This is a genomic window from Microcoleus sp. BR0-C5 (assembly GCF_036705045.1).
Classification (GTDB): Bacteria; Cyanobacteriota; Cyanobacteriia; order Cyanobacteriales; family Microcoleaceae; genus Microcoleus.
Map to the genome: position 1 here is coordinate 31,685 of NZ_JAUBTR010000027.1, position 19,177 is coordinate 50,861.

Here is a 19,177-nt window from a genome sequence, read left to right on the forward strand (position 1 = left end):
CGATTAACTTTTAAGCAACTCCTGAATCGGTTTACTAATCCAATTGAAACCAACTTTTAGTTGATGGTCAAATGTTGGCATCCGATAGAGATAAGCTAAGCGGCGAGCAATGTGGGCTAGTTGTCCGTCGAGTTTAATTCCTAAACCGGCTAGGGTGGCGTTGTCAATTCCTAATGTCATCATTTCTCCTAGCGGCTGATAGCGGAAAGGAAGTAATGGGCGGCCAGTGAGGGAGGCCCAAATGTTCCATGCGGTGTAGTCAGCTTGCTGGAAGGCTGTTTGGGCTGTTCCGGGGACTTTTTGACCATTTGCATCGTGACATTCAGCTAAGTCTCCCAAGGCAAATATATCTGGATGGTCGATTATTTGCATTTGCGAATTGACTATTAATTGACCGCGGCGGTTTTGTTTGAGGGGTAGCGATCGCACTGCTTGACTAACTTGAGTTCCTACTGTCCACAGCACTATGTCTACGGGGAGAACGTCTAATTGTCCTTTGTAAAGTAAGGATATTGTGTCTGCTTCGATCGCCTCTACTTCTGTTTCTAAGTCGATCCACACTTTCCGTTTTTCTAAAGCTTGGCTGGCGGCTTCGCGGTTAAACTCCGGTGATGTCCGCAGAATCATGTCGCTTTGCTCAACTAACCGCACGCGACCTTTTTCTCCGAGTCTATCGGCTAATTTACAAGCTAATTCTACTCCCGAATAACCGGCGCCGACGATCGCCACCCGAATTTTGTCCTTGTTGCTGGCTTCTAAAAACCGCAGTCTTTCTTCTAAGCGGTAGGCGTCGTCGAGGGTGCGAAATGAGTAAGCGTATTCAACCGCACCCTTAACCATATCTAGAGGGGTTTTGCCGCCTAAAGCTAAAACCAGGCGATCGCACGGAATTTCTGGCCCGTCGTGCAACTGCACTCGCTTTTCCTCCACATCGATGCTGGAGACAGTACCTTGACAAAAGCGCACACCTGTGTTTTCCAATAGTTCGGCAAACGGCGGGGCAATTTCCCAGGTTTGGAGTTCGCCGGTCAGGAGTTCGTACAGCAGGGGAACGAACAAAAATCGATCGCGACGGTCAACTAGGACTATTTCGGGTTTTTCGGTTTTGGAGAAGGGTAACTGACTCAAGCGCAGGGCTGTGTAGAGTCCGCCGAAGCCTCCGCCGAGAATGCAAATCCGGGGTTGTTGTTGAGTCATGGTGTTTTGTTTGAGGGGCTCACGGTAGCAAGGAAACTTATCTTATTCTAACGAGAGTGAGGGAGTGGGGAAGGGGGAGAGTGGGAGTGGGAGAGTGGGGGAGTGGGAGTGGGAGAGATGGGGAGAGGGGGAGATGGGGGGAGTGGGAGAGTGGGAAAGTCGGAAAATCTTCTCTGTTTCCCTCGAACCTCAACATCCATCCGTTAAATGCGTTAAATCCATTAAATCCGTTAGACAATGCGTTTCCGAACTGTTTTCTACATCTCTAGCCTTGATTAGCTTTACCTATTACCCGCCCTCAAATTTTCTGAAGGTTCGCAGAACTAATTTTGTACTATATTAGTTTATAACGAATTATTTCGCACATTAAATTCACTTTTTATAGGGTTATCTACTCTACCACTTGCCCCCGCACTCACAAGTGAAAAAAAACCATGCAAATTTCTTCCAATTCTTCTAAATTTAAGAACGGCTATCGCAATAACGAAGACGGCTCATCTTTGTTAAAAAGCGAAGAAAAATATAAAAATTTAGTAGCTAATATTCCCGGTGCTGTCTACCGCTGTACCTGCGAGTATACGGACGCCGGGGAATTAACACGGACAATGGCGTTTTTGAGCGAGGCGGTTCAAGAAATATCAGGCTATCCCTCTTCTGATTTTATCAACGATCGCGTCCGTTCCTTGGCAAGCATTATCCATCCTCAAGACCGCAAAAATGTGGATGCTACTGTCAAAAAAAGTGTAGCAACTAGAACTCCGTACATCCTTGAATACCGCATTGTCCGGGCTGACGGCGGCATTAGCTGGGTTTACGAAAAAGGCAAAGCTGTTTGCTGCGAGGCGGACGAGGCGAGAGGAAGACAAGAGGGACAAGGGGAAATTGAGGGCTTGTTGTCGGCTGTGGTTTCGCCGGTTTCGCCGGTTTCGCCGATCGCAAATTCTCTGTGTCGGGTGGTTTATCTCGACGGAGTAATTTTGGATATTACGGAACGAAAGCGAGCTGAGGAAAACCTGCGAAACACTCAAGATTTTCTGAATGCGGTACTGCAAAATCTGCCGATTAGCGTCTTTATTAAAGATGCTGTAGAGCAAAAATTTATTTATTGGAATACTGCTAGCGAAGAATTGTTTGGCTATTCCAGGGATGAAGTGCTCTTAAACAATGCTGCTGACTTGTTGAAGTCAGAGGATGCCAATTACTTGCATGCACAAGATTTAGAAGTGCTTGCCACTAGAAAAGGCGTCGATTTGCCCGAACAAACTATCAAACTTCCGCGCGGGGGAAAGCGGATTTTGCACACGAAAAAAGTTCCTTTATTTGACGAGTCTGGCGCGCCTAAGTACATTCTGGGTATTGCTGAAGATATTACGGAAAGCAAAAAAAATGAAACAGAATTGTCGCGCTTGGCAATTGTGGCTCAAAAAACGCAAAATGGTGTGATTATTACTGATGCTCAAGGCTGCATTGAATGGGTGAATGAAGGATTTACTCGGATTAGCGGTTATGTGCTCGCAGAAATACAGGGAAAAAAACCGGGTGATGTACTGCAAGGCCCTGAAACAGACCCGCTAACTATTGCTCAACTGCGATCGGCTTTGGCTGCGGGCGTGCCGTTTAATCAGGAAATTTACAATTACAAAAAGGATGGAAGGGGTTATTGGGTGGCGCTTTCGATTGCTCCAATTTATCAAGAAAAGGGGGAACTCGAAGGTTTTATTGCGGTGCAAACTGATATTACGGATCGCAAGCAAGCAGAGGCAACAGTCAGGGAGAGGGAGAATTATTACCGCTGCATTGTCGAGACGGCTTCGGAGGGCGTTTGGATGTTTAACAGCGAAAGTATCACGACTTTTGCTAACAGCATGATGGCCGAAATGCTGGGGTATACTGTGGAGGAAATGCTGGGGCGATCGCTATTTGAGTTTATCGACTGCGAGTCTAGGGAAATAGCAGAAAGTTACGTCCAGCGCAGGCGGCAAGGCATTCGCGAACGCCACGATTTTAAGTTTACTCGCAAAGACGGATCTCACTTGTGGGCGATCGTGTCCGCGACGCCGATGTTCGACGGTGAGGGCGAATTTTCCGGGGTATTGCGGATGATTACCGATATTAGCGATCGCAAACAAGCAGAAGCAGAATTGCGCCAAACTCTCCAAGAGTTGGAATTTGAAAAATTTGCTTTGGATCAATCGGCAATTGTCTCGAATACCGACGAATTCGGAGCCATTACCTATGTCAACGAGCAATTTTGCGAACTCTTTAAATACTCCCGAGAAGAACTGCTAGGCAAAACCCACAGAATTGTCAATTCTGGCTATCACTCAGCCGAGTTTTTCAAGCAGCTTTGGTCAACCATCCGCCAGGGAAAGGTTTGGCGGGGAGAAATGAAAAATCAAGCTAAAGACGGCACATTATTTTGGTTGGATACTACCATTGTACCTTTCTTAAATACCAGCGGAGAACCCCATCAATATGTAGCAATTCGCAAAGATATTACCGATCGCAAACACGCGGAAGAAGCGGTGCGGCTTTCCGAAAGTCAATTGAGGACTAAAAATGAAGAATTGGCAAAAGCCCTGCGGGACGTGCATAAAACTCAAAGCATGATGGTTCAAAATGAAAAAATGGTAAGTTTGGGGCAATTAGTCGCTGGGGTTGCTCACGAAATCAACAATCCAGTTAGCTTTATTTACGGCAACGTCATGCACGCTGACGATTACTTTAAAGACTTGCTAAAAATGCTGCAACTTTACCAGCAGGAATACCCGCACCCAACACCGGCAATTCAACAAGAGATAAATGATATCGATTTGAATTTTCTGCTCAGAGATTTGCCGAAATTGTTAAATTCGATGAAAATGGGAGCAGAGCGAATTCGCCAAATTGTGCTGTCACTGAAGAATTTTTCGCGATTAGACGAAGCCGAACAAAAGCAGGTGGATATTCACGAAGGGATTGAAAGCACTTTGTTGATTTTGCAGCACAGGTTTAAAGAAACGGCAGGACATCCAAAAATTACGCTGCTCAAAGAGTTCGGGAATTTGCCCCGCGTACAGTGTTATGCAGGACAGTTGAATCAGGTTTTTATGAATATTATCGGCAATGCAATTGATGCTTTGGAAGAGGCAATGGAGACTGGACAGTGGGCAGAGGGACAACTGGCGCCTATTCCTCATTGTCCTTCGCCGACGCTGCGGATTTGTACGGATGTAAAATATGAACAGGATGCTTTGATGCAAGCAGATTCTGCTGTTTCTGATGATTCAATGCGGCATCCTTCTCATATTGTGATTCGGATTGCTGATAACGGGCCGGGGATTCCGATAGATGTTCACAAAAGGCTGTTCGATCCGTTTTTTACTACGAAAGAACCTGGTAAAGGTACAGGTTTGGGGCTGTCTATCAGCTATCAAATTGTAGTGGAAAAACACGGCGGGCTGCTTAAGTGTGATTCTGCACCGGGTCAAGGCACGGAATTTGCGATCGAGATTCCTGTGGGGAATAGTCAGTAGTCAGTAGTCAGTAGTCAGTAGTCAACAGTCAACAGTCAACTAATGAAATATAGCGTAATTTACGACGGCAATTGCAATCTCTGCGTTACCTTGGTGCAGTTACTAGAAAATTTAGATAAAGGCCAGAATTTTGAATATATTTCCATGCAAGATTTAGAGCAATTAAATCGCTTTGGGATTACGTCTGAAGACTGCGAAATGGGGATGATTTTGATAGATGGCAACACCCCGGAACGGCGCTGGCAGGGCAGCGATGCGGCGGAGGAAATCGGGCGAATACTTCCTGCTGGCGAGGTGTTTGTGGCTGCTTATCGGGCAATGCCGGGGATGAAGTGGATGGGCGATCGCGTGTACGAACAAGTCCGCGATAACCGCTATACTTTGTTTGGCAAGCGATCGACTACTTACAAATCTGTTTATCCAGTGGGCTGTAAGTCGATCGGCAATTGCGACAATCGGGACTAATACCAAATCCAGCTTATTTCTTAGTCCGCTTGGAGTGGACTTCGTTCGACAAGAAGCGATTTCAATCGCCGAATGAATGATTAAACAAATCAAATATCTGCTGGCAAAAGTCTTTGAGTTTTTGCGCCGACTCCACCGCAGGTTCGGTTTGGCCGAGAAAATTCCAATTTTCGACAGTAGAAAAGTGCCACTGCTGACCGCTATGATCGTAACCGGCGGCCTCAACTCCGATCGCCCGCCGATATCCTTCCACCGGATCTTGGTAAAATCGGATTTGAATCAAGATGCTGCGGCTTTGCAGCAAGCGACTTCTACCGGGGAAATGGAAGCCAATGTCGATCGAATCTGGATCTACAAGTTCTCTGGTATCCTGGTCATTCATCCAAGGTTTCAAATCGACTTTTGCATCCGGGAATTCGGACTTGAATAAATTAACAACCGCAGCAATTTTGCTGGCAACTTCTATATTTCTGGCTTGTTCGGCAGCGTTCACTCGAAAAACTCCTATCAAATATAGTTATTACATTTAGCTAATAATGTAACTGCATACTGCCGAATGTAGACTGTGAACAGCGGACTTTTTCAGAAACAATTAGGCATTGACAAATTTTCATATATGTGTTGTGGTATTTTTATCCGAGTCTCGCTCCCCCTAAATCCCCCTTAAAAAGGGGAGTAGGAGTTGGCTTTGAGCAGGCTCTTGTCCCCACCTTATTAAGGGGGGTTAGGGGGGATCTCCGGGTTTTAAAACACGCCATAGTTCCATAATCTTAATCCAGTGGCAGGGCGATCGCAAATTCCGAACCTTCTCCCAGCACCGATTTGCAAGTTAGTTTACCGCCGTGGGTTTCTTCCACAATTTGCCTGCTGATAGACAGCCCCAAACCCGTACCTTTTCCTACTCCTTTGGTAGTAAATAAATGGTCAAATATTTTCGACTTGACCTCCGGCGACATCCCGTGGCCGTTATCTTTGATGGTAATCACCACGCTGTTGCTATCCTCGGAGACTTGAGTGATAATGGCGATCGTATTCGGTAAAGCTTCAATTTCAGCGTAAGTGCGACCCTGATTGGATTCGTCAAAACACTCGATCGCATTTGCCAGCAAATTCATAAATACCTGATTCAGTTGCCCAAAATAACATTTAACGGGCGGGATATCTCCGTATTCTTTGATAATTTTAATCGCGGGTCGAGTATCTGTAGCTTTCAGACGATACTGTAAAATCATCAAAGTGCTGTCGAGGCCCTCATGAATATTTGCTGACACTTTATTCGCACTGTCAGCGCGGGAAAAAGTCCGCAAAGACTTGCTAATATTGCGGATGCGCTCTGTACCTGATTTCATAGATAAAAGCATTTTTGGCAAATCTTCGATCAAATATTCTAAATCAATCTCCGATGCTTTATCCTCTAATTCATCTCCAGGATTAGGAAATTTTTCTTGGTAAAGTTGTAAGCAATCAATCAAATCTAAGCTCGCCTCAGCAGCAGCATCAAGATTGCCCGCAATAAAACCAAGCGGATTGTTAATTTCGTGAGCAACCCCTGCAATCAAGTTGCCGAGAGCCGACATTTTTTCGCTTTGAATCAGTTGCAGTTGCGCCTGTTGCAGTTCATTGAAAGATTTTTCTAACTGTTGAGATTTCTCTTTCTCGCGCGCGTACAAACCAGCATTTTCTACAGCAATAGCAACTTGAGAAATTAACACTTTGAATACTTCTACTCTCTCTGCTGTAAAAGCTCCCACTGTCAAAGCATTTTCTAAATAAATTATTCCGCGCCGCTGAGATTGATAAATAATCGGCAAACAGAGAATTGATTTGGGTTGATATTTCTGAATGTAGGTATCTACATTAAAGGGTTCCGCGACAGTAGCATTGTCTAAAACCAGATGGTTTTGACTGCGGTGTACGTAATTAATCACAGACAGGGGTACATCTTGACTATTTTCTACGGGAATAGAGGGTAAAAGTGTCACTTTATCCTCCGCAAAACTGCCAGTAGCTTCTATGCAGAGGATATCGTTTTTCAGCAGCAGCAGCACTACTTTTTGAGCCGCCGCATTTTCTAAAATAATTTTGATTAATTTGGTCAACAATTTTTCTAGAACAATTTCACCGTTAATGGCTTCTGCCGACTTAATAAAAGTAGCTAAGTCTAAGAAATCGCCTAAACTACTACTGGTAGTATTTCCCGTGGCAGTGCGGGTGACATCGAGGGTTGGGGTGGGAATTGTGCGCGTCTGTGCTGCTAAGAAAGGATGGGTTGATTCTAAGTGTTTAACTTTAGCTATGGCTCCCCAATGGATATATCCATAATAGGCTTTAGTCAGATATGCTTGAGAAACTATCTCTTTACCCCAAGCTTGATAAAATTCTCCGGCTAATTCATAGGCTAATGCTTCCTCTTGAATGTAACCGTTTTTGGCGGCTCCATCAATTGCGCGATCGTACAAATCCATTGCTTCGGTATTTTTCCCCAACACTCGCGCTTTCTCGGCTGCTACCAAGTCGTATTTGTGTTGATAATTCATCGGAGCATCAACTGCCCATTTTTTCATCTTCTTTTGGTTGTGCAGCACTTTTTCCAGATATTGCTTTTGTTCCCCTTTGCCAGCTTGGGGATACAAAGCGAGAAGACTGAGAGAGGAGTAAAAATTATTCAGGGAAACTACATAAAATCCGGCTGCGACTTCTTCATATTTCTCAAATAACCTTGAATTTTCTAAGGCTTCCCCGTAGTTTCTGAAAATAAAATTAAGCTGAGTTTTGGCATTATAAACTAAACCAACTAAAACAAAGCTTTGAGATTCTATTAAAACGGGGAGCGTTTTTAATTCATTAAAGTTATCGCCGACTAAATCGCACGGTTCGACAGAGTGACCGCGCAAATTGAGGGCTGTCTGCCTGCCTATACTTAGATACTGTACAGCCATTTCTAGTTGAGATTGCTGCATTAGTTTCATATATTTACCACTCTCCTGCTCCACCAAATCTAGAGGCTCTCCTATCGACATTTTTTTGAAGCAATAGTCACCTATAGAATAACCAGCAAATTCCAAATCTCCAGTTTCCATCCCATTTTTAAAACCTTCTTTTAGTTCGCCTAATCCTGACTTGACAGAAGCTTTCCAGTGGTGAATAAAAGAACCAAATGTTGGATAAACTCTACTTTTGATTGAACGGGAGGGAAATTTATCTAACAGCCTAATTGCCAGTTGACCGAATTGGTATGCCAAACTAATGTCCCCTAACTTGCACATAACTACGGCATAATAAATGTAGGCAATACTTGCATAAGGCGAATTGCCATGTTTAATGGACAGCTTGACCATCCTAAATGCCAGCAGCGGTACCAGGCGGGGCTTGGCCTGAACAGCAGTGCTGATAATCCCTGATAAAATCCGCATGGCTGATTGTTGATTGGGATCTGTCATTTCTGGCAAGTTAGCTAAATCCTCAATTCGTTTCAATCCCAAGCTCAGTTTGGTCTTCATCAGTCCCGCCACAATATTTAGCGCGTTGGGGTTTTGAGGAAAAGAAATGCCTAACAGTTTCAGCACTTCCAGTCCTGTATTTAGTGCTTCTATAAGTCTATTTTGAGCGTTATAAGACTGGATTTGAAGTTGATAGACATTCACTTTCTCCAGTAATTTATGAGCTTTTTGCAGTACAATGTTAACCAAATTTTTTGAATCTTCATAGTTGATGTTTAAGTATTCAGCTTCTGCCGTTGACTCGTAAATTGCTAACGTTAAGTCATAGTGGCTTTGCCAACAATCCGCTGGCAATAATTCCATAGCAACCCGCAAATACCTAACAGCAGCTTCATAAGCACTCGCGGCTTTTGCCTTGCGTCCAGCCGTTAAATTTAATCTTGCTAAATCAATCTTTTCGACTGGCTGGCTAATCGTGTCAATTCCGACATTCAATTGATTGACGATATCAAAGATGTTTTCTTCTAGCTTGTCGGGGGGAGTATTCTGTAACAGTAATTGACCGATTTTTAAATGGGTGGATTGCTTTTGGTCTTCAGGAATTAGCGAATAGGCGGCTTGCTGGACGCGATCGTGCAAAAATCTGTAACTAACCCGCGAAGTGTCTAACTTGAGATTGATTGATTCGGCTCTATCGAAAACTAAAGGAATTCGATAAGCATCGCTCAAGGGCAGAATTAACCCTGCTTGCAAAGCTGAATAAAGTTCAGTTGCTGTAGTATTAACTGACTTTTCGCTAACAAGTGACAGCACATCTAGAGCAAATTTATCTCCCACGCAAGCTGCTAGCTTCAATACTTCTTGCGTGGGTGCGGGCAGCTTTTTAATGCGAGAAGCTACCAGTTCTACCACACTTTTATCGGTGATTCCAATGGCTTGGATTTCATCGAGACTCCAATACCAGCCACTTTGACTTCCCTCATTTGTAATGCGCTCAAATTCAAATTTTAAAAGAGAGTCTTGATAAAGTGCTTGAAGTAATTGGGTCAAGAAAAAAGGATTGCCGCCCGTTTTATTCCAAATTAAATCGGCTAGATTTGTTACTTTTTCTGTGCAAGTGTTAAGTGTTTCAGTGACTAATTCCGTCACATTTGCTAAATCCAGCGGTTGCAACACGATATTGTTGACACTTGTACCAGTTTTTTCAATTTCTTCTACCGTCTGAATTAAGGGGTGGGTCGGACTAACTTCATTGTCTCGATAAGCACCGATTAGCAACAAATATTCCTGGTCAGGGTCAGTTATTAGTATTTGCATCAACTTTAATGTTGCTGAATCTGCCCACTGCAAATCGTCTAAAAAGATAACTAGGGGGTGGTATTTTTGGGCGAAAACGCGAATAAATTCTTTGAATACCCGATTGAATCGATTTTGGGATTCTATGGGGGCGAGTTCTGGGACTTCTGGCTGTTTGCCGATGATTAATTCAACTTTTGGAATTACGTCGGCAATTACTTGGCCGTCTGTTCCCACTGCTGTTAAAATTTTAGTGCGCCATATTTCTAATGAAAGTGCACTTTCGGTTAGCAATTGTCGCAGCAAGGAGTTAAATGCTTGGATTAATGAGGCATAAGGAATGTTGCGTTTTAATTGGTCAAATTTGCCGCTGATGAAGTAACCTTTTGACCGGGTAATTGGCTTGCTAACTTCGTTGACTACGGCTGATTTACCGATGCCTGAGTAGCCTGATACTAGCATTAATTCGCTTTGGCAATGGGCTAATTTTTCTGTATTTTGGTTTGGTGGAAAAGATGCGGCTGAAAGGGTTTCTGCATTGGGGCGGGCGGGTTTTTCTGTATTTAGGTTGGGTGCCAAAGATTTGGGTGAACCCGCCCCTACACGTTCAAATGCTGCTAGCAATTCATTAACCTGATTTTCGCGACCGTACAATTTTTGGGGTATTAACAATTGGCTGAGAATATCTAAGCGTCCGGGGATGAAGTCGGCAATTTGTCCGGTGGTTTCTAACTGATACAAACAAATTTCTAAGTCTGCTAGCAATCCGGCCGCACTTTGATATCTATCTTCGGCATTTTTTGCCATCAATTTCATTACTATCTCAGAGATGGCGACAGGTATTTCTGAATTGATTTGATGGGGATATATTGGTTGAACTGCGATGTGGCTATAAACTATTTCTAAGGGATCGTTGCTGCAGAAAGGCAATTTTCCTGTCAGCATTTCATATAATGTGCTCCCAAGGGAATAAAAGTCTGTGCGGTAGTCGAGGGTGCGGTTCATTCTCCCGGTTTGTTCGGGTGACATATAGGCTAAGGTGCCTTCGACTGAGTTGGGATTGTTAAATTGCGGGTTTTCTTTGTTGAGTTTTGTAGCAATGCCAAAGTCGGTGATTTTTACTTGTTTTGTTTGCGAGTTAATTATGATGTTGCTGGGTTTGATGTCTTTGTGAATAATGTGCTGAAAATGCAGGTATTGTAAGGCTTTGACTATTTGAATGAGGATGTTTAAATTTGCTTGCAGGCTCAACGTCTCTCTTTCCAGCAGTTTTGCGAGGGATTCCCCGCCAAAGTCTTCTAATACGATTCCTAATCGGTGGTCGAAGGTTTCGATACTGATGGCTTTGACGATTTGTTCGCTGTCTAAATTTTGGCGGATTTGATATTCGTGTTTGAGTCTGGTAATGGCTTCGAGGGAGGGATATTCGGCTTTGAGAACTTTCAGAATTGCTGGGGGCGCGTCTGTCGCTTTTTGTCCGCGATAGATTATTGTTTCGACGCCTTCGTGTAGAGTAGAATTTATGTGGTATTCTGATAAGTTTAACATCATTTAAGTTATAAATTACAGGGGTTAATTATCATTAGATTAACACTACTTAATCTTGGTTTTGTGTGATTCCGATCGTGTATTTTGCGATTCCCAATCACACGGAATATACACTAAGTTAAAATGTGGGCTTGGTCGTTGGTGTCAACAAACATCATAAATGTAATATTGGTCTTGTGTGTGAGTCCCGAATGCTTTAGCTGCACAGTTTTGCAGGGGGGTGGGAGCGATCGCACTCCGCCTAAAACAGCAGGAGATGGGAGCGATCGCACTCCCGCTTTTTAACGGGATTTGGGGAGGGGTTTTCAATCGCTGACTACTGTAACTTCACAGATAGTAGAAATAGATTCCGGTTCAGGCAAAATACGCACGCGGGCGAATTTTAAACCGCTAACTCCTTGTTGTGATTCTACCATGCCCGTCTGAACTTTTGGTTCTACCCAACCTTCGCGAGACAAGTAGCGCAAGTATTGCTGATACTCTTCCCACTCCTCCTCGGTGGAATAAACGACAGTCAACATCCCTGACTGGGTAATCCGCTCTTGTGCATCTTTGTCAACGGCTTTTTCGATCCGCTTTTTGACAAGTTCGTAGCGAATGTCGCGAGTGCCTTTGACATCAAACATTTTTTCGGTGTTTTCGTTATGAAAAATGTCGATCGTGGTATTCTGCACTAAGACTAAATGTGCGAGTTCCATGTTGATTTGAGACTCGGCTTGTAGGCGAAAAACTGTGCGGCCGCAATCGCAAATAGCTCGCAGTTGTTCGTACCGCAAACTGTGCAGGTGAAACTCGCTAAATTTGGGGTCGATCGCTTTTCCTACATAAATCATGTGATCTATGCCGTCGGTGCATTCGATGTCGCAGTAGTGGGGCAAAATTTGCTGCATTTTTTCTTGCCAGCGGGCCCAGGTTTCTTGGAGTTTGGTGCTGATTAAGTTCAGCATTTGGTCGTAGCGGTTGCGATCGGTGTAAACGCAGTTATGTTCATTTTCACAGGCTGCTTGGTAAGCTTCAACGGCTGCCTGAACCTTGGACCCGCACTGTACAAAATAGTCAAAATATACTTCTAAATGCTCGTTTAAATACTCGGCGGCTCGCACCTCCATATCGACTGTTACTTTTTGTTTTAAATGCTGGATGTAGTCGAGCAAATCGAGCCGCAATTGCTCGCCGAGGTGGGTAGTTTGTGTTTGGCAAACGGCATCAGCTATGACTAAACCTAAGCGGAATTGTTCGAGCAAATCAGTTTGAATGGCTCGATTTCTTTCGTCGCTAGAACCACGAATATCCGAAATTCCATACAGCGGATGAACATCAGCAAATACGATTGTTTCTGGAGGTAGTCCCCAACTTCGCCTTTCTGCTTCTTGGGCGAACCGCCACTCGACTGCGGGGTGGATGTTGTGAATGTGGGTAAACCGCTCCTGGATGGCTTGCCGCAGGGCTGCAATGAAGGCGGGAATAAGTTCTTGGGCGTGTTTAGCGTCAATGCCGTTGAAGTGGTTTGGCCGATCGCACAACAGCCCCACGACACCCAAAACCCGCTGCCCGCACCCCTCGCGGGTGACGGATTTGACTACCAGGGGAACCAGCAGCATCGATCGAGTTCCCATTCTCCGCAAAGTTCGATCGCACTCGGTTTCGCACTCCCTACGCAAGTCTGGCACATTCCAAACTTGATTTGCTGCTGTGGCCTTCAAAAAGTGAGAAGCTTCTAGGGAGTGCATTGAATAAAGAATCGGCTGCAAATGTTGACCGTCTTTTGCAACTAATAGCTGTACCTGTTCGCCGTCGGGCCGCAGCAGCAAAGTGCCGTCAGCATTGAATAGTGATCGCAAACACCGATCGATTCTCTCAAATTTGTCTGGCTGCAGCATCGAGTCTTGATCGATCAATAACTGAGTCAGACGGCGAATTTGCTCCTGCACGGTGACATCAAAACCTTCTAGCAGCAGCAAACCTTCTACGCGGTAATTATCCAACTGCAATCGATCGGCTAAATTTTCTAGTTGATTCGGCTGCATCAGCCAAGCTTCCCGTTCCGCAACAGGCATTAATCTTAAAGAAACATCCGCAAATTCATCTATTTTTGAGTCAATTCGAGTAATTTTTAACTGTTCCGAACCCAGCCAAAATTCTATAAATTTGGGTTCTCGGTGTTTGGGGTTTTTTACACTCGCCGTGACAGGTTCGTCTAGCACCCGCAAACCGTCAAGGTCAATTTGATAATATTGCTTAAATACCCAGTGCAAAAGGTGGCGGCGGTACAATTGTTCTGCTGTTTTGCCACCCCAATCCTCGAACAGTTCCAGCAGAGTGATGTCAGTTTCTGCAAACAAACCGTTAATAGAATGAGTTGCCAATGAGGTTTCCTCCCAACCTGCCAAGCGACAAAATGCTGCGTTAGCGTACCGCAGGGCAAAAGTTCCCGGTTGCATTACTGCGATTAAAACGCGGCGATCGCCGAGAAATTGAAACAGTCGCTGTAAATCTTGTTTCCACGTTTTCAAGGGTTCAATTTCTGAAGATTGACTGGGTACTTGGCCGGCCAAAGCTTCCAGTAGCTGTTCTATACTTGGTTCACTGGGCAGATTGTTACTGTCTTGCTTTGTTGGGACGATATCTGTCGCTGGCAGTGATTTTACGGAGTTGTTGTTTTGATGGGAAGACGATTTAGGAGTAGACATGAGTAAAACACCTGAAAGCAGTGGATTTTGCCAAAGAATATCAGCGATCGGCGATTATGGCTTTGTAAAGAGCTTAGATCCTGTTTGTAAAGTTTGTGTATGGGTATCGGAAACTGGGTTTTTTCTCGGACGATGGGCCCAGGGACTTTTACTTTTATTCACAAACAACCTCTCAGTCTCGACGTTATAGGTGATATTAACGTGTTTACCACCTGGCGGGTAACACCCATTATAAGCGGTAGACAGTAGCGGATAGTGTCAGCAACTAATGCTATTTGACTCTGAGGCGAGATATATAGCAGGTTTGGGTTGAATGAGGCGTAGCCCTGGTAATTGGTAATTACCAATTGGTAATTACCAATTGGCAAACAGGTTGCTGGTCACTAATTTAGCAAATAAACTTGCGATAGAAATTACCATATAACTTGCTATTTGGCAAGGCAAGAATTAACATATATAATACAGCTAACAGGATTTTTGAAAGGACATAGTTATGGCTTTAACGGTTAACAATCTCATCGGCGATGTAACGGGATTTCCTGTATTTGCTGGCGGCGGGCCACGTCTTTTGGGATTCGCTACACCCGATGAGATTGACGTAGGGAATGGAAATTTGTCGTCTTTTCCCTGGGGAGTTTGGGGACTCGACGGCAACGATACTATAGGAGGTTCGTCGGATTCCAACGAACGTCTGTTAGGAAATAACGGCAATGATATTATTGGTGGTGGTGGCGGAAATGACATAATTTACGGCGGGAAAGAGGACGATCGCCTGGATGGAAATGATGGCAACGACGTAGTTAGGGGCGACGCCGGAAATGACCTTATCTTCGGAGGGTTCGGGAACGATATCCTGCGGGGAGGGCAAGGAGACGACGATTTAGAGGGCAATGAGGGCAACGATTTCTTAGCGGGCGATCGGGGAGTTGACGTGCTCACGGGAGGCCTCGGTGGTGACATATTCGTCCTCAGAAGCAACGATGAAGCATTTGGTATAGAGGGAGCAGATGTCATTACCGATTTTAACTTTGACGAGGGCGATCGCATCGGTTTGACGGACGGTTTAACAGAACTAGACCTTTTCTTTGAAGACGACAATTTGATTGCTTACGATAACGACGGAATTATCAACGACATGGTGATTGAAAACATTATTACCGGACAGATTGTCGGGATAGTTTTAAATACGGACAGTTTTGAACTTGTCGGTGCATTTGAACAGGCAAGTCCGTTTGCATTGGCAATTAATGGTTCTCAATTCCAGTTTTTGGCTTAGTTATTTATAGGGAATTAGACGGGCGATCGGGCTAGTTCCGGGTAGGAGATACGGCACTGCCGTGTCCCTACATATCGTGGGAAATCTATCTCTAAGCAACCGTACTTTGCAGAATTGATATTAAAATAGTTATCCCTTTAGATATTTTTTATGCTAATTTAAAAGTACAAATTCAAACTCTGGGAAAGTATATATGACCATTGCCACTCACCCCAAATTAACTGCACTCCCGGAACAGCGGTTGATTTTGCCGCTATTAATGACTTGGGAACAGTTCAAAGCTTTGGATTCCTTGCTAGAGTACACTCGCAGTGTTCGCTTGTCTTACCTCGACGGATATGTGGAAATTATGACACGTTCGCCGGAACATGAAACCATTAAATATCTGATGGCAGGAATGTTATGTCAGTTTTTTTTAGAAAAAGATATTAGTTTTAGACCGACGGGTAGCGCTACACTCCAAGGGGAAACAAAAGGCAGCAGCAAGGAACCAGATTTATCTTACTACTTTGGGGAAGACAGACGGCAGCGAGAAACACCTGATTTGGCGATCGAAGTTGTTTTTACTAGCGGAACTATTAATAAACTGGAATACTACCGCAGATTTAACGTAGCCGAAGTTTGGTTTTGGGAAGACGGAGTATTTTCGATTTACCAACTTAACTCGGAGGGTTACGATCGCGTTTATCGGAGTATGCTGTTGCCGGATTTGGATCTAGAATTGCTGGGGAGATGCCTGCAAATGTCCGAAGAAAAAGAAGCTTTGAAAGTGTTTCGGGATGCAGTTCGACTTGGTTAACCTACAAGATATACAAATAAAATATGGCAGAGTAATGCCGGCAATGGCGGAAATATACGAAATGTACGAAATGTCATAAAAATCGCAATCATCTGAAAACATCCAGTATTTATTGTTTGCGGACACTTCATTTTCATCTATACTATTCGGAGTATTAGGGCTTACGCATTTCGACCAAAGAAACCGGGTTTTTTACCGAATCTGTGGGTTATAACGCATCTTCTGGGCAAAAAACCCGGTTTCTGCACTCCGATGCGTAAGTCCTAAGTATAAAAAATCTTACTCTTCAGCAAGCACCTATGAATAGGGGTTATTCGCGGTTTGATTCCTTCGCCAGCATCCTAGCAGGAACGGTAACGGTAGCAGGAATAGTCATCTTTGCAGCAGCACCAGTCTCTGCAAAAACTCCCCAAGAAATTGCCAAATTAGCTGAATCTGTTACGGTTCAAATTAACAGAACAGATAATCGTGGTGCGACAGGATTTATTATTGCGAAACAAGGTACAACCTACACTGTCCTGACAGCTAACCACGTTGTTGCAGATACTAAACTTACATATACGATTCGCATTTCTACGGGAAAAAACTATCCAGTAACCCGTTTTGCACGATTACAAAAAAGCCAGAATGAGCCAGATTTAGCAGTCGTAACTTTTAACAGCACAGAATCTTATCCAGTTGTAACTTTAGGCGATTCCGAACAAGCTGCAGTTGGTACAGAAATTTTTGTGTTTGGCTATCCAGGTGTTCCCGAAAGCAGAAAATACCAAAAAGATCGCAATTTTGAGTTCTCACCGGGCTATGTTACTAGCCGTATCCCCAATCATCCACAAGGTTATAATTTGCGCTACAATGCTCTTACGAAAGGGGGAATGAGTGGGGGGCCGGTATTTGATGGAGAAGGGCGCGTAGTTGGGATTCACGGAGAGGGCGATCGCGATTACGATCCTGTCAGTGACGGAAAAGTCCTCACAGGTTCAGCATTTACTAAAACAGGATTTAATTCGGCAATTCCTATTAACATTTTTATAGCTAAATTATCGGAAGCTGGTTTAAATCGATCGGCACTTTTGATAAATACCTCTACAACCGCCAATGAACCTCTGAAACTGAACAATCCGCAAGATGCTAAGACTTATTACGTTCGCGGTTTAACTCGGTTTGACAAGGGAGATTTGCCAGGGGCTGTTGCCGATTTTAACCAAGCGATTCAAACTCAATCCGATTATTCTGAAGCTTATTTCTATCGAGCCCTCGCTTATTTCGATTTGAAACAAATGCCCAAGAGTATCGCTGATTATAGCAAAGCGATCGCCCTAAATGCCGGTTATGTTGACGCTTACTACAATCGGGGGCTGGTTTTGTCGGCAATGGGAGACAAACCGGGGGCGATCGCAGATTATACTCAAGTCATCCGCTTGGATAGAAACTTTGCAGCGGCTTACAACAACCGAGGATTAGCACTTTCGGATTTAGGCGATCAAAAAGGGGCGATCGACGATTTCAATCAAGCGCTGCAAATTAATCCCGGTCGCGCTAACACTTATTTTAACAGAGGATTAGCGCTATTTCGCATCAATAACGATCGCTCTGCCTTAGCTGATTACACCCAAGCAATTCAACTCAATTCCAATTATGCCAAAGCTTATGCTAACCGAGGCATTACGTTGGTGAGAATGGGAGATACAAAAGGGGCGATCGCAGATTTGCAGCAAGCTGCTAATTTATTTAGGACTCAAGGGATGAACGCAGATGCTCAGAAAGCATTAGATTTGATTGGTCAATTGCAAAGACAATAAACGTTATGATATAATCGACGATCGGATTGCAATTAATCCTGTAGGGGCAGGTTTACCAACAATATTTGACACAAACAAACAGGTAAAATAAACCCGCCCCGCCCCATCCATAAGGTAGGGGCGGGTTCACCAACAATATTTGACAGAAACAAACAGGCCAAATAAACCCGCCCCGGCCCTATTCGTGGGTGGGGGCGGGTTTATAAATACCTTGGAGGTGAATTAGAAATCTTGGCGAACCCGCCCCTACAGGATTTTCGTAATGCTGATTTCTCTCTAAAACCTCACCGTCACCAAAATCACCCGCCGAGGCTGATCTTCCGCTTCAATAGTAAACTCAACACGTCCAAAACCTCTCGGCCCCGGTTCAACTAAATCGTAGCGAGATGTCACCGTACCGGCGGCTGTATCGTATTGAGCAAAAACAGCACCGGGATTCCTTCCAGCAGACGCATCCGCATCTCCTCCCCAAGAACTCGTATCATCTATTCGCGATCGAGTTGGTAATACAGAAGCGGCGATTTCTGGCGGTGTCAATCTTTGATCGGCTAAGACTTGTTGAGCGTTATGAATAGCGCACATTGTCGGCCCGGAAATTTTCGAGTCGCTATATTGATCTTGCCACTTTTGCACAAAGCCAAAGCCAACATTTGGGCCGACTTGATCCTGTCTTTGCCGCCCCCACAGCCGACTTGTATCTGATGCAAAATTAGAACCGCTGCCAGTTAGGGCTAATTCGGTTCTTTTGTTGGTAAAATTGCGAGCGACAAATTCTTTATCCGCCGTGCGAATGGCGTTTGCCGCTGCTGGCTCTACTTTACTGCTAACATTACTATTGCCTTGTAAGATTGGTGAGAGAACGCCGGGGATGGGCTGTGCTCCACAATATTTTTGAATACCGTTGAAAACGCGATCTGCTGATAAAGCACTAATCGGAAATTCTAGGGAATAAGCTTCGGCAGGTTTGGGGAAAAAGATGCCGGATGTTGCGGAAGCAGCAAAAGAAGCGCCACCCCAGATGAAGATCCGATTAAATTGACGGCGGCTGATACTCATAATTTATCTTCTTCCTGGAGAGCTTGCCCCTGGTACAATAGCGAGCCAGAAGAAGTAGTACGCTCCATTGTCACAATTTGTTGCTCTGGAACAAGA

The 19,177-nt window shown here is 44.4% G+C and carries 10 protein-coding genes; 5 read left to right on the plus strand and 5 right to left on the minus strand.

Going from position 1 to position 19,177, the window contains the following annotated elements; all coding sequences use genetic code 11:
* Positions 1 to 3: 3 nt before the first annotated feature.
* Positions 4 to 1,197 (minus strand): NAD(P)/FAD-dependent oxidoreductase, encoded by a 1,194-nt coding sequence (locus tag QUB08_RS15040; protein ID WP_333225458.1) that lies wholly within the window; start codon positions 1,195 to 1,197, stop codon positions 4 to 6.
* A gap of 434 nt (positions 1,198 to 1,631) precedes the next feature.
* Here QUB08_RS15040 and QUB08_RS15045 point away from each other — a divergent pair, with 434 nt between their 5' ends.
* On the plus strand, positions 1,632 to 4,712 hold the full coding sequence (locus QUB08_RS15045; protein ID WP_333225459.1) for a PAS domain S-box protein: 3,081 nt from the start codon (positions 1,632 to 1,634) through the stop codon (positions 4,710 to 4,712).
* A 42-nt stretch (positions 4,713 to 4,754) separates the two neighbouring features.
* Complete coding sequence (locus QUB08_RS15050; RefSeq protein ID WP_333225460.1) at positions 4,755 to 5,177, plus strand: DCC1-like thiol-disulfide oxidoreductase family protein; 423 nt, start codon at positions 4,755 to 4,757, stop codon at positions 5,175 to 5,177.
* 61 nt (positions 5,178 to 5,238) lie between these two features.
* Here QUB08_RS15050 and QUB08_RS15055 read toward each other — a convergent pair whose 3' ends face one another.
* The 3 genes from QUB08_RS15055 to QUB08_RS15065 all read right to left on the minus strand — a co-directional run bounded on the left by QUB08_RS15055 (position 5,239) and on the right by QUB08_RS15065 (position 14,151).
* Positions 5,239 to 5,670: a hypothetical protein gene (locus QUB08_RS15055; protein ID WP_333225462.1), complete on the minus strand. Its 432-nt coding sequence runs from the start codon at positions 5,668 to 5,670 to the stop codon at positions 5,239 to 5,241.
* 277 nt (positions 5,671 to 5,947) lie between these two features.
* The gene (locus QUB08_RS15060; RefSeq protein WP_333225463.1) at positions 5,948 to 11,464 is read right to left on the minus strand and encodes a protein kinase domain-containing protein; all 5,517 of its coding nucleotides are present in this window, start codon (positions 11,462 to 11,464) and stop codon (positions 5,948 to 5,950) included.
* A gap of 302 nt (positions 11,465 to 11,766) precedes the next feature.
* Positions 11,767 to 14,151, minus strand: coding sequence for a GAF domain-containing protein (locus QUB08_RS15065; protein WP_333225464.1), 2,385 nt, complete (start codon positions 14,149 to 14,151; stop codon positions 11,767 to 11,769).
* Between the two features lie 493 nt (positions 14,152 to 14,644).
* Here QUB08_RS15065 and QUB08_RS15070 point away from each other — a divergent pair, with 493 nt between their 5' ends.
* The 3 genes from QUB08_RS15070 to QUB08_RS15080 all read left to right on the plus strand — a co-directional run bounded on the left by QUB08_RS15070 (position 14,645) and on the right by QUB08_RS15080 (position 18,025).
* The gene (locus tag QUB08_RS15070) at positions 14,645 to 15,427 is read left to right on the plus strand and encodes a calcium-binding protein (protein ID WP_333225465.1); all 783 of its coding nucleotides are present in this window, start codon (positions 14,645 to 14,647) and stop codon (positions 15,425 to 15,427) included.
* A 193-nt stretch (positions 15,428 to 15,620) separates the two neighbouring features.
* A complete protein-coding gene (locus tag QUB08_RS15075) occupies positions 15,621 to 16,226 on the plus strand; it encodes a Uma2 family endonuclease (RefSeq protein WP_333225467.1) in 606 nt (201 codons plus the stop codon).
* 299 nt (positions 16,227 to 16,525) lie between these two features.
* Positions 16,526 to 18,025 carry a tetratricopeptide repeat-containing serine protease family protein gene (locus QUB08_RS15080; RefSeq protein WP_333225468.1) on the plus strand — a complete coding sequence of 500 codons (1,500 nt, stop codon included), beginning with the start codon at positions 16,526 to 16,528 and terminating at the stop codon, positions 18,023 to 18,025.
* A gap of 276 nt (positions 18,026 to 18,301) precedes the next feature.
* Here QUB08_RS15080 and QUB08_RS15085 read toward each other — a convergent pair whose 3' ends face one another.
* Positions 18,302 to 19,081: a Tat pathway signal protein gene (locus QUB08_RS15085; protein ID WP_333225469.1), complete on the minus strand. Its 780-nt coding sequence runs from the start codon at positions 19,079 to 19,081 to the stop codon at positions 18,302 to 18,304.
* Positions 19,082 to 19,177 lie beyond the last annotated feature (96 nt).

Coding starts and splice junctions, on each gene's coding strand:
- QUB08_RS15040 (WP_333225458.1), bottom strand. CDS start 1,197: ATGACTCAACAACAACCCCGGATTTGCATTCTCGGCGGAGGCTTCGGC.
- QUB08_RS15045 (WP_333225459.1), top strand. CDS start 1,632: ATGCAAATTTCTTCCAATTCTTCTAAATTTAAGAACGGCTATCGCAAT.
- QUB08_RS15050 (WP_333225460.1), top strand. CDS start 4,755: ATGAAATATAGCGTAATTTACGACGGCAATTGCAATCTCTGCGTTACC.
- QUB08_RS15060 (WP_333225463.1), bottom strand. CDS start 11,464: ATGATGTTAAACTTATCAGAATACCACATAAATTCTACTCTACACGAA.
- QUB08_RS15065 (WP_333225464.1), bottom strand. CDS start 14,151: ATGTCTACTCCTAAATCGTCTTCCCATCAAAACAACAACTCCGTAAAA.
- QUB08_RS15070 (WP_333225465.1), top strand. CDS start 14,645: ATGGCTTTAACGGTTAACAATCTCATCGGCGATGTAACGGGATTTCCT.
- QUB08_RS15075 (WP_333225467.1), top strand. CDS start 15,621: ATGACCATTGCCACTCACCCCAAATTAACTGCACTCCCGGAACAGCGG.
- QUB08_RS15080 (WP_333225468.1), top strand. CDS start 16,526: ATGAATAGGGGTTATTCGCGGTTTGATTCCTTCGCCAGCATCCTAGCA.
- QUB08_RS15085 (WP_333225469.1), bottom strand. CDS start 19,081: ATGAGTATCAGCCGCCGTCAATTTAATCGGATCTTCATCTGGGGTGGC.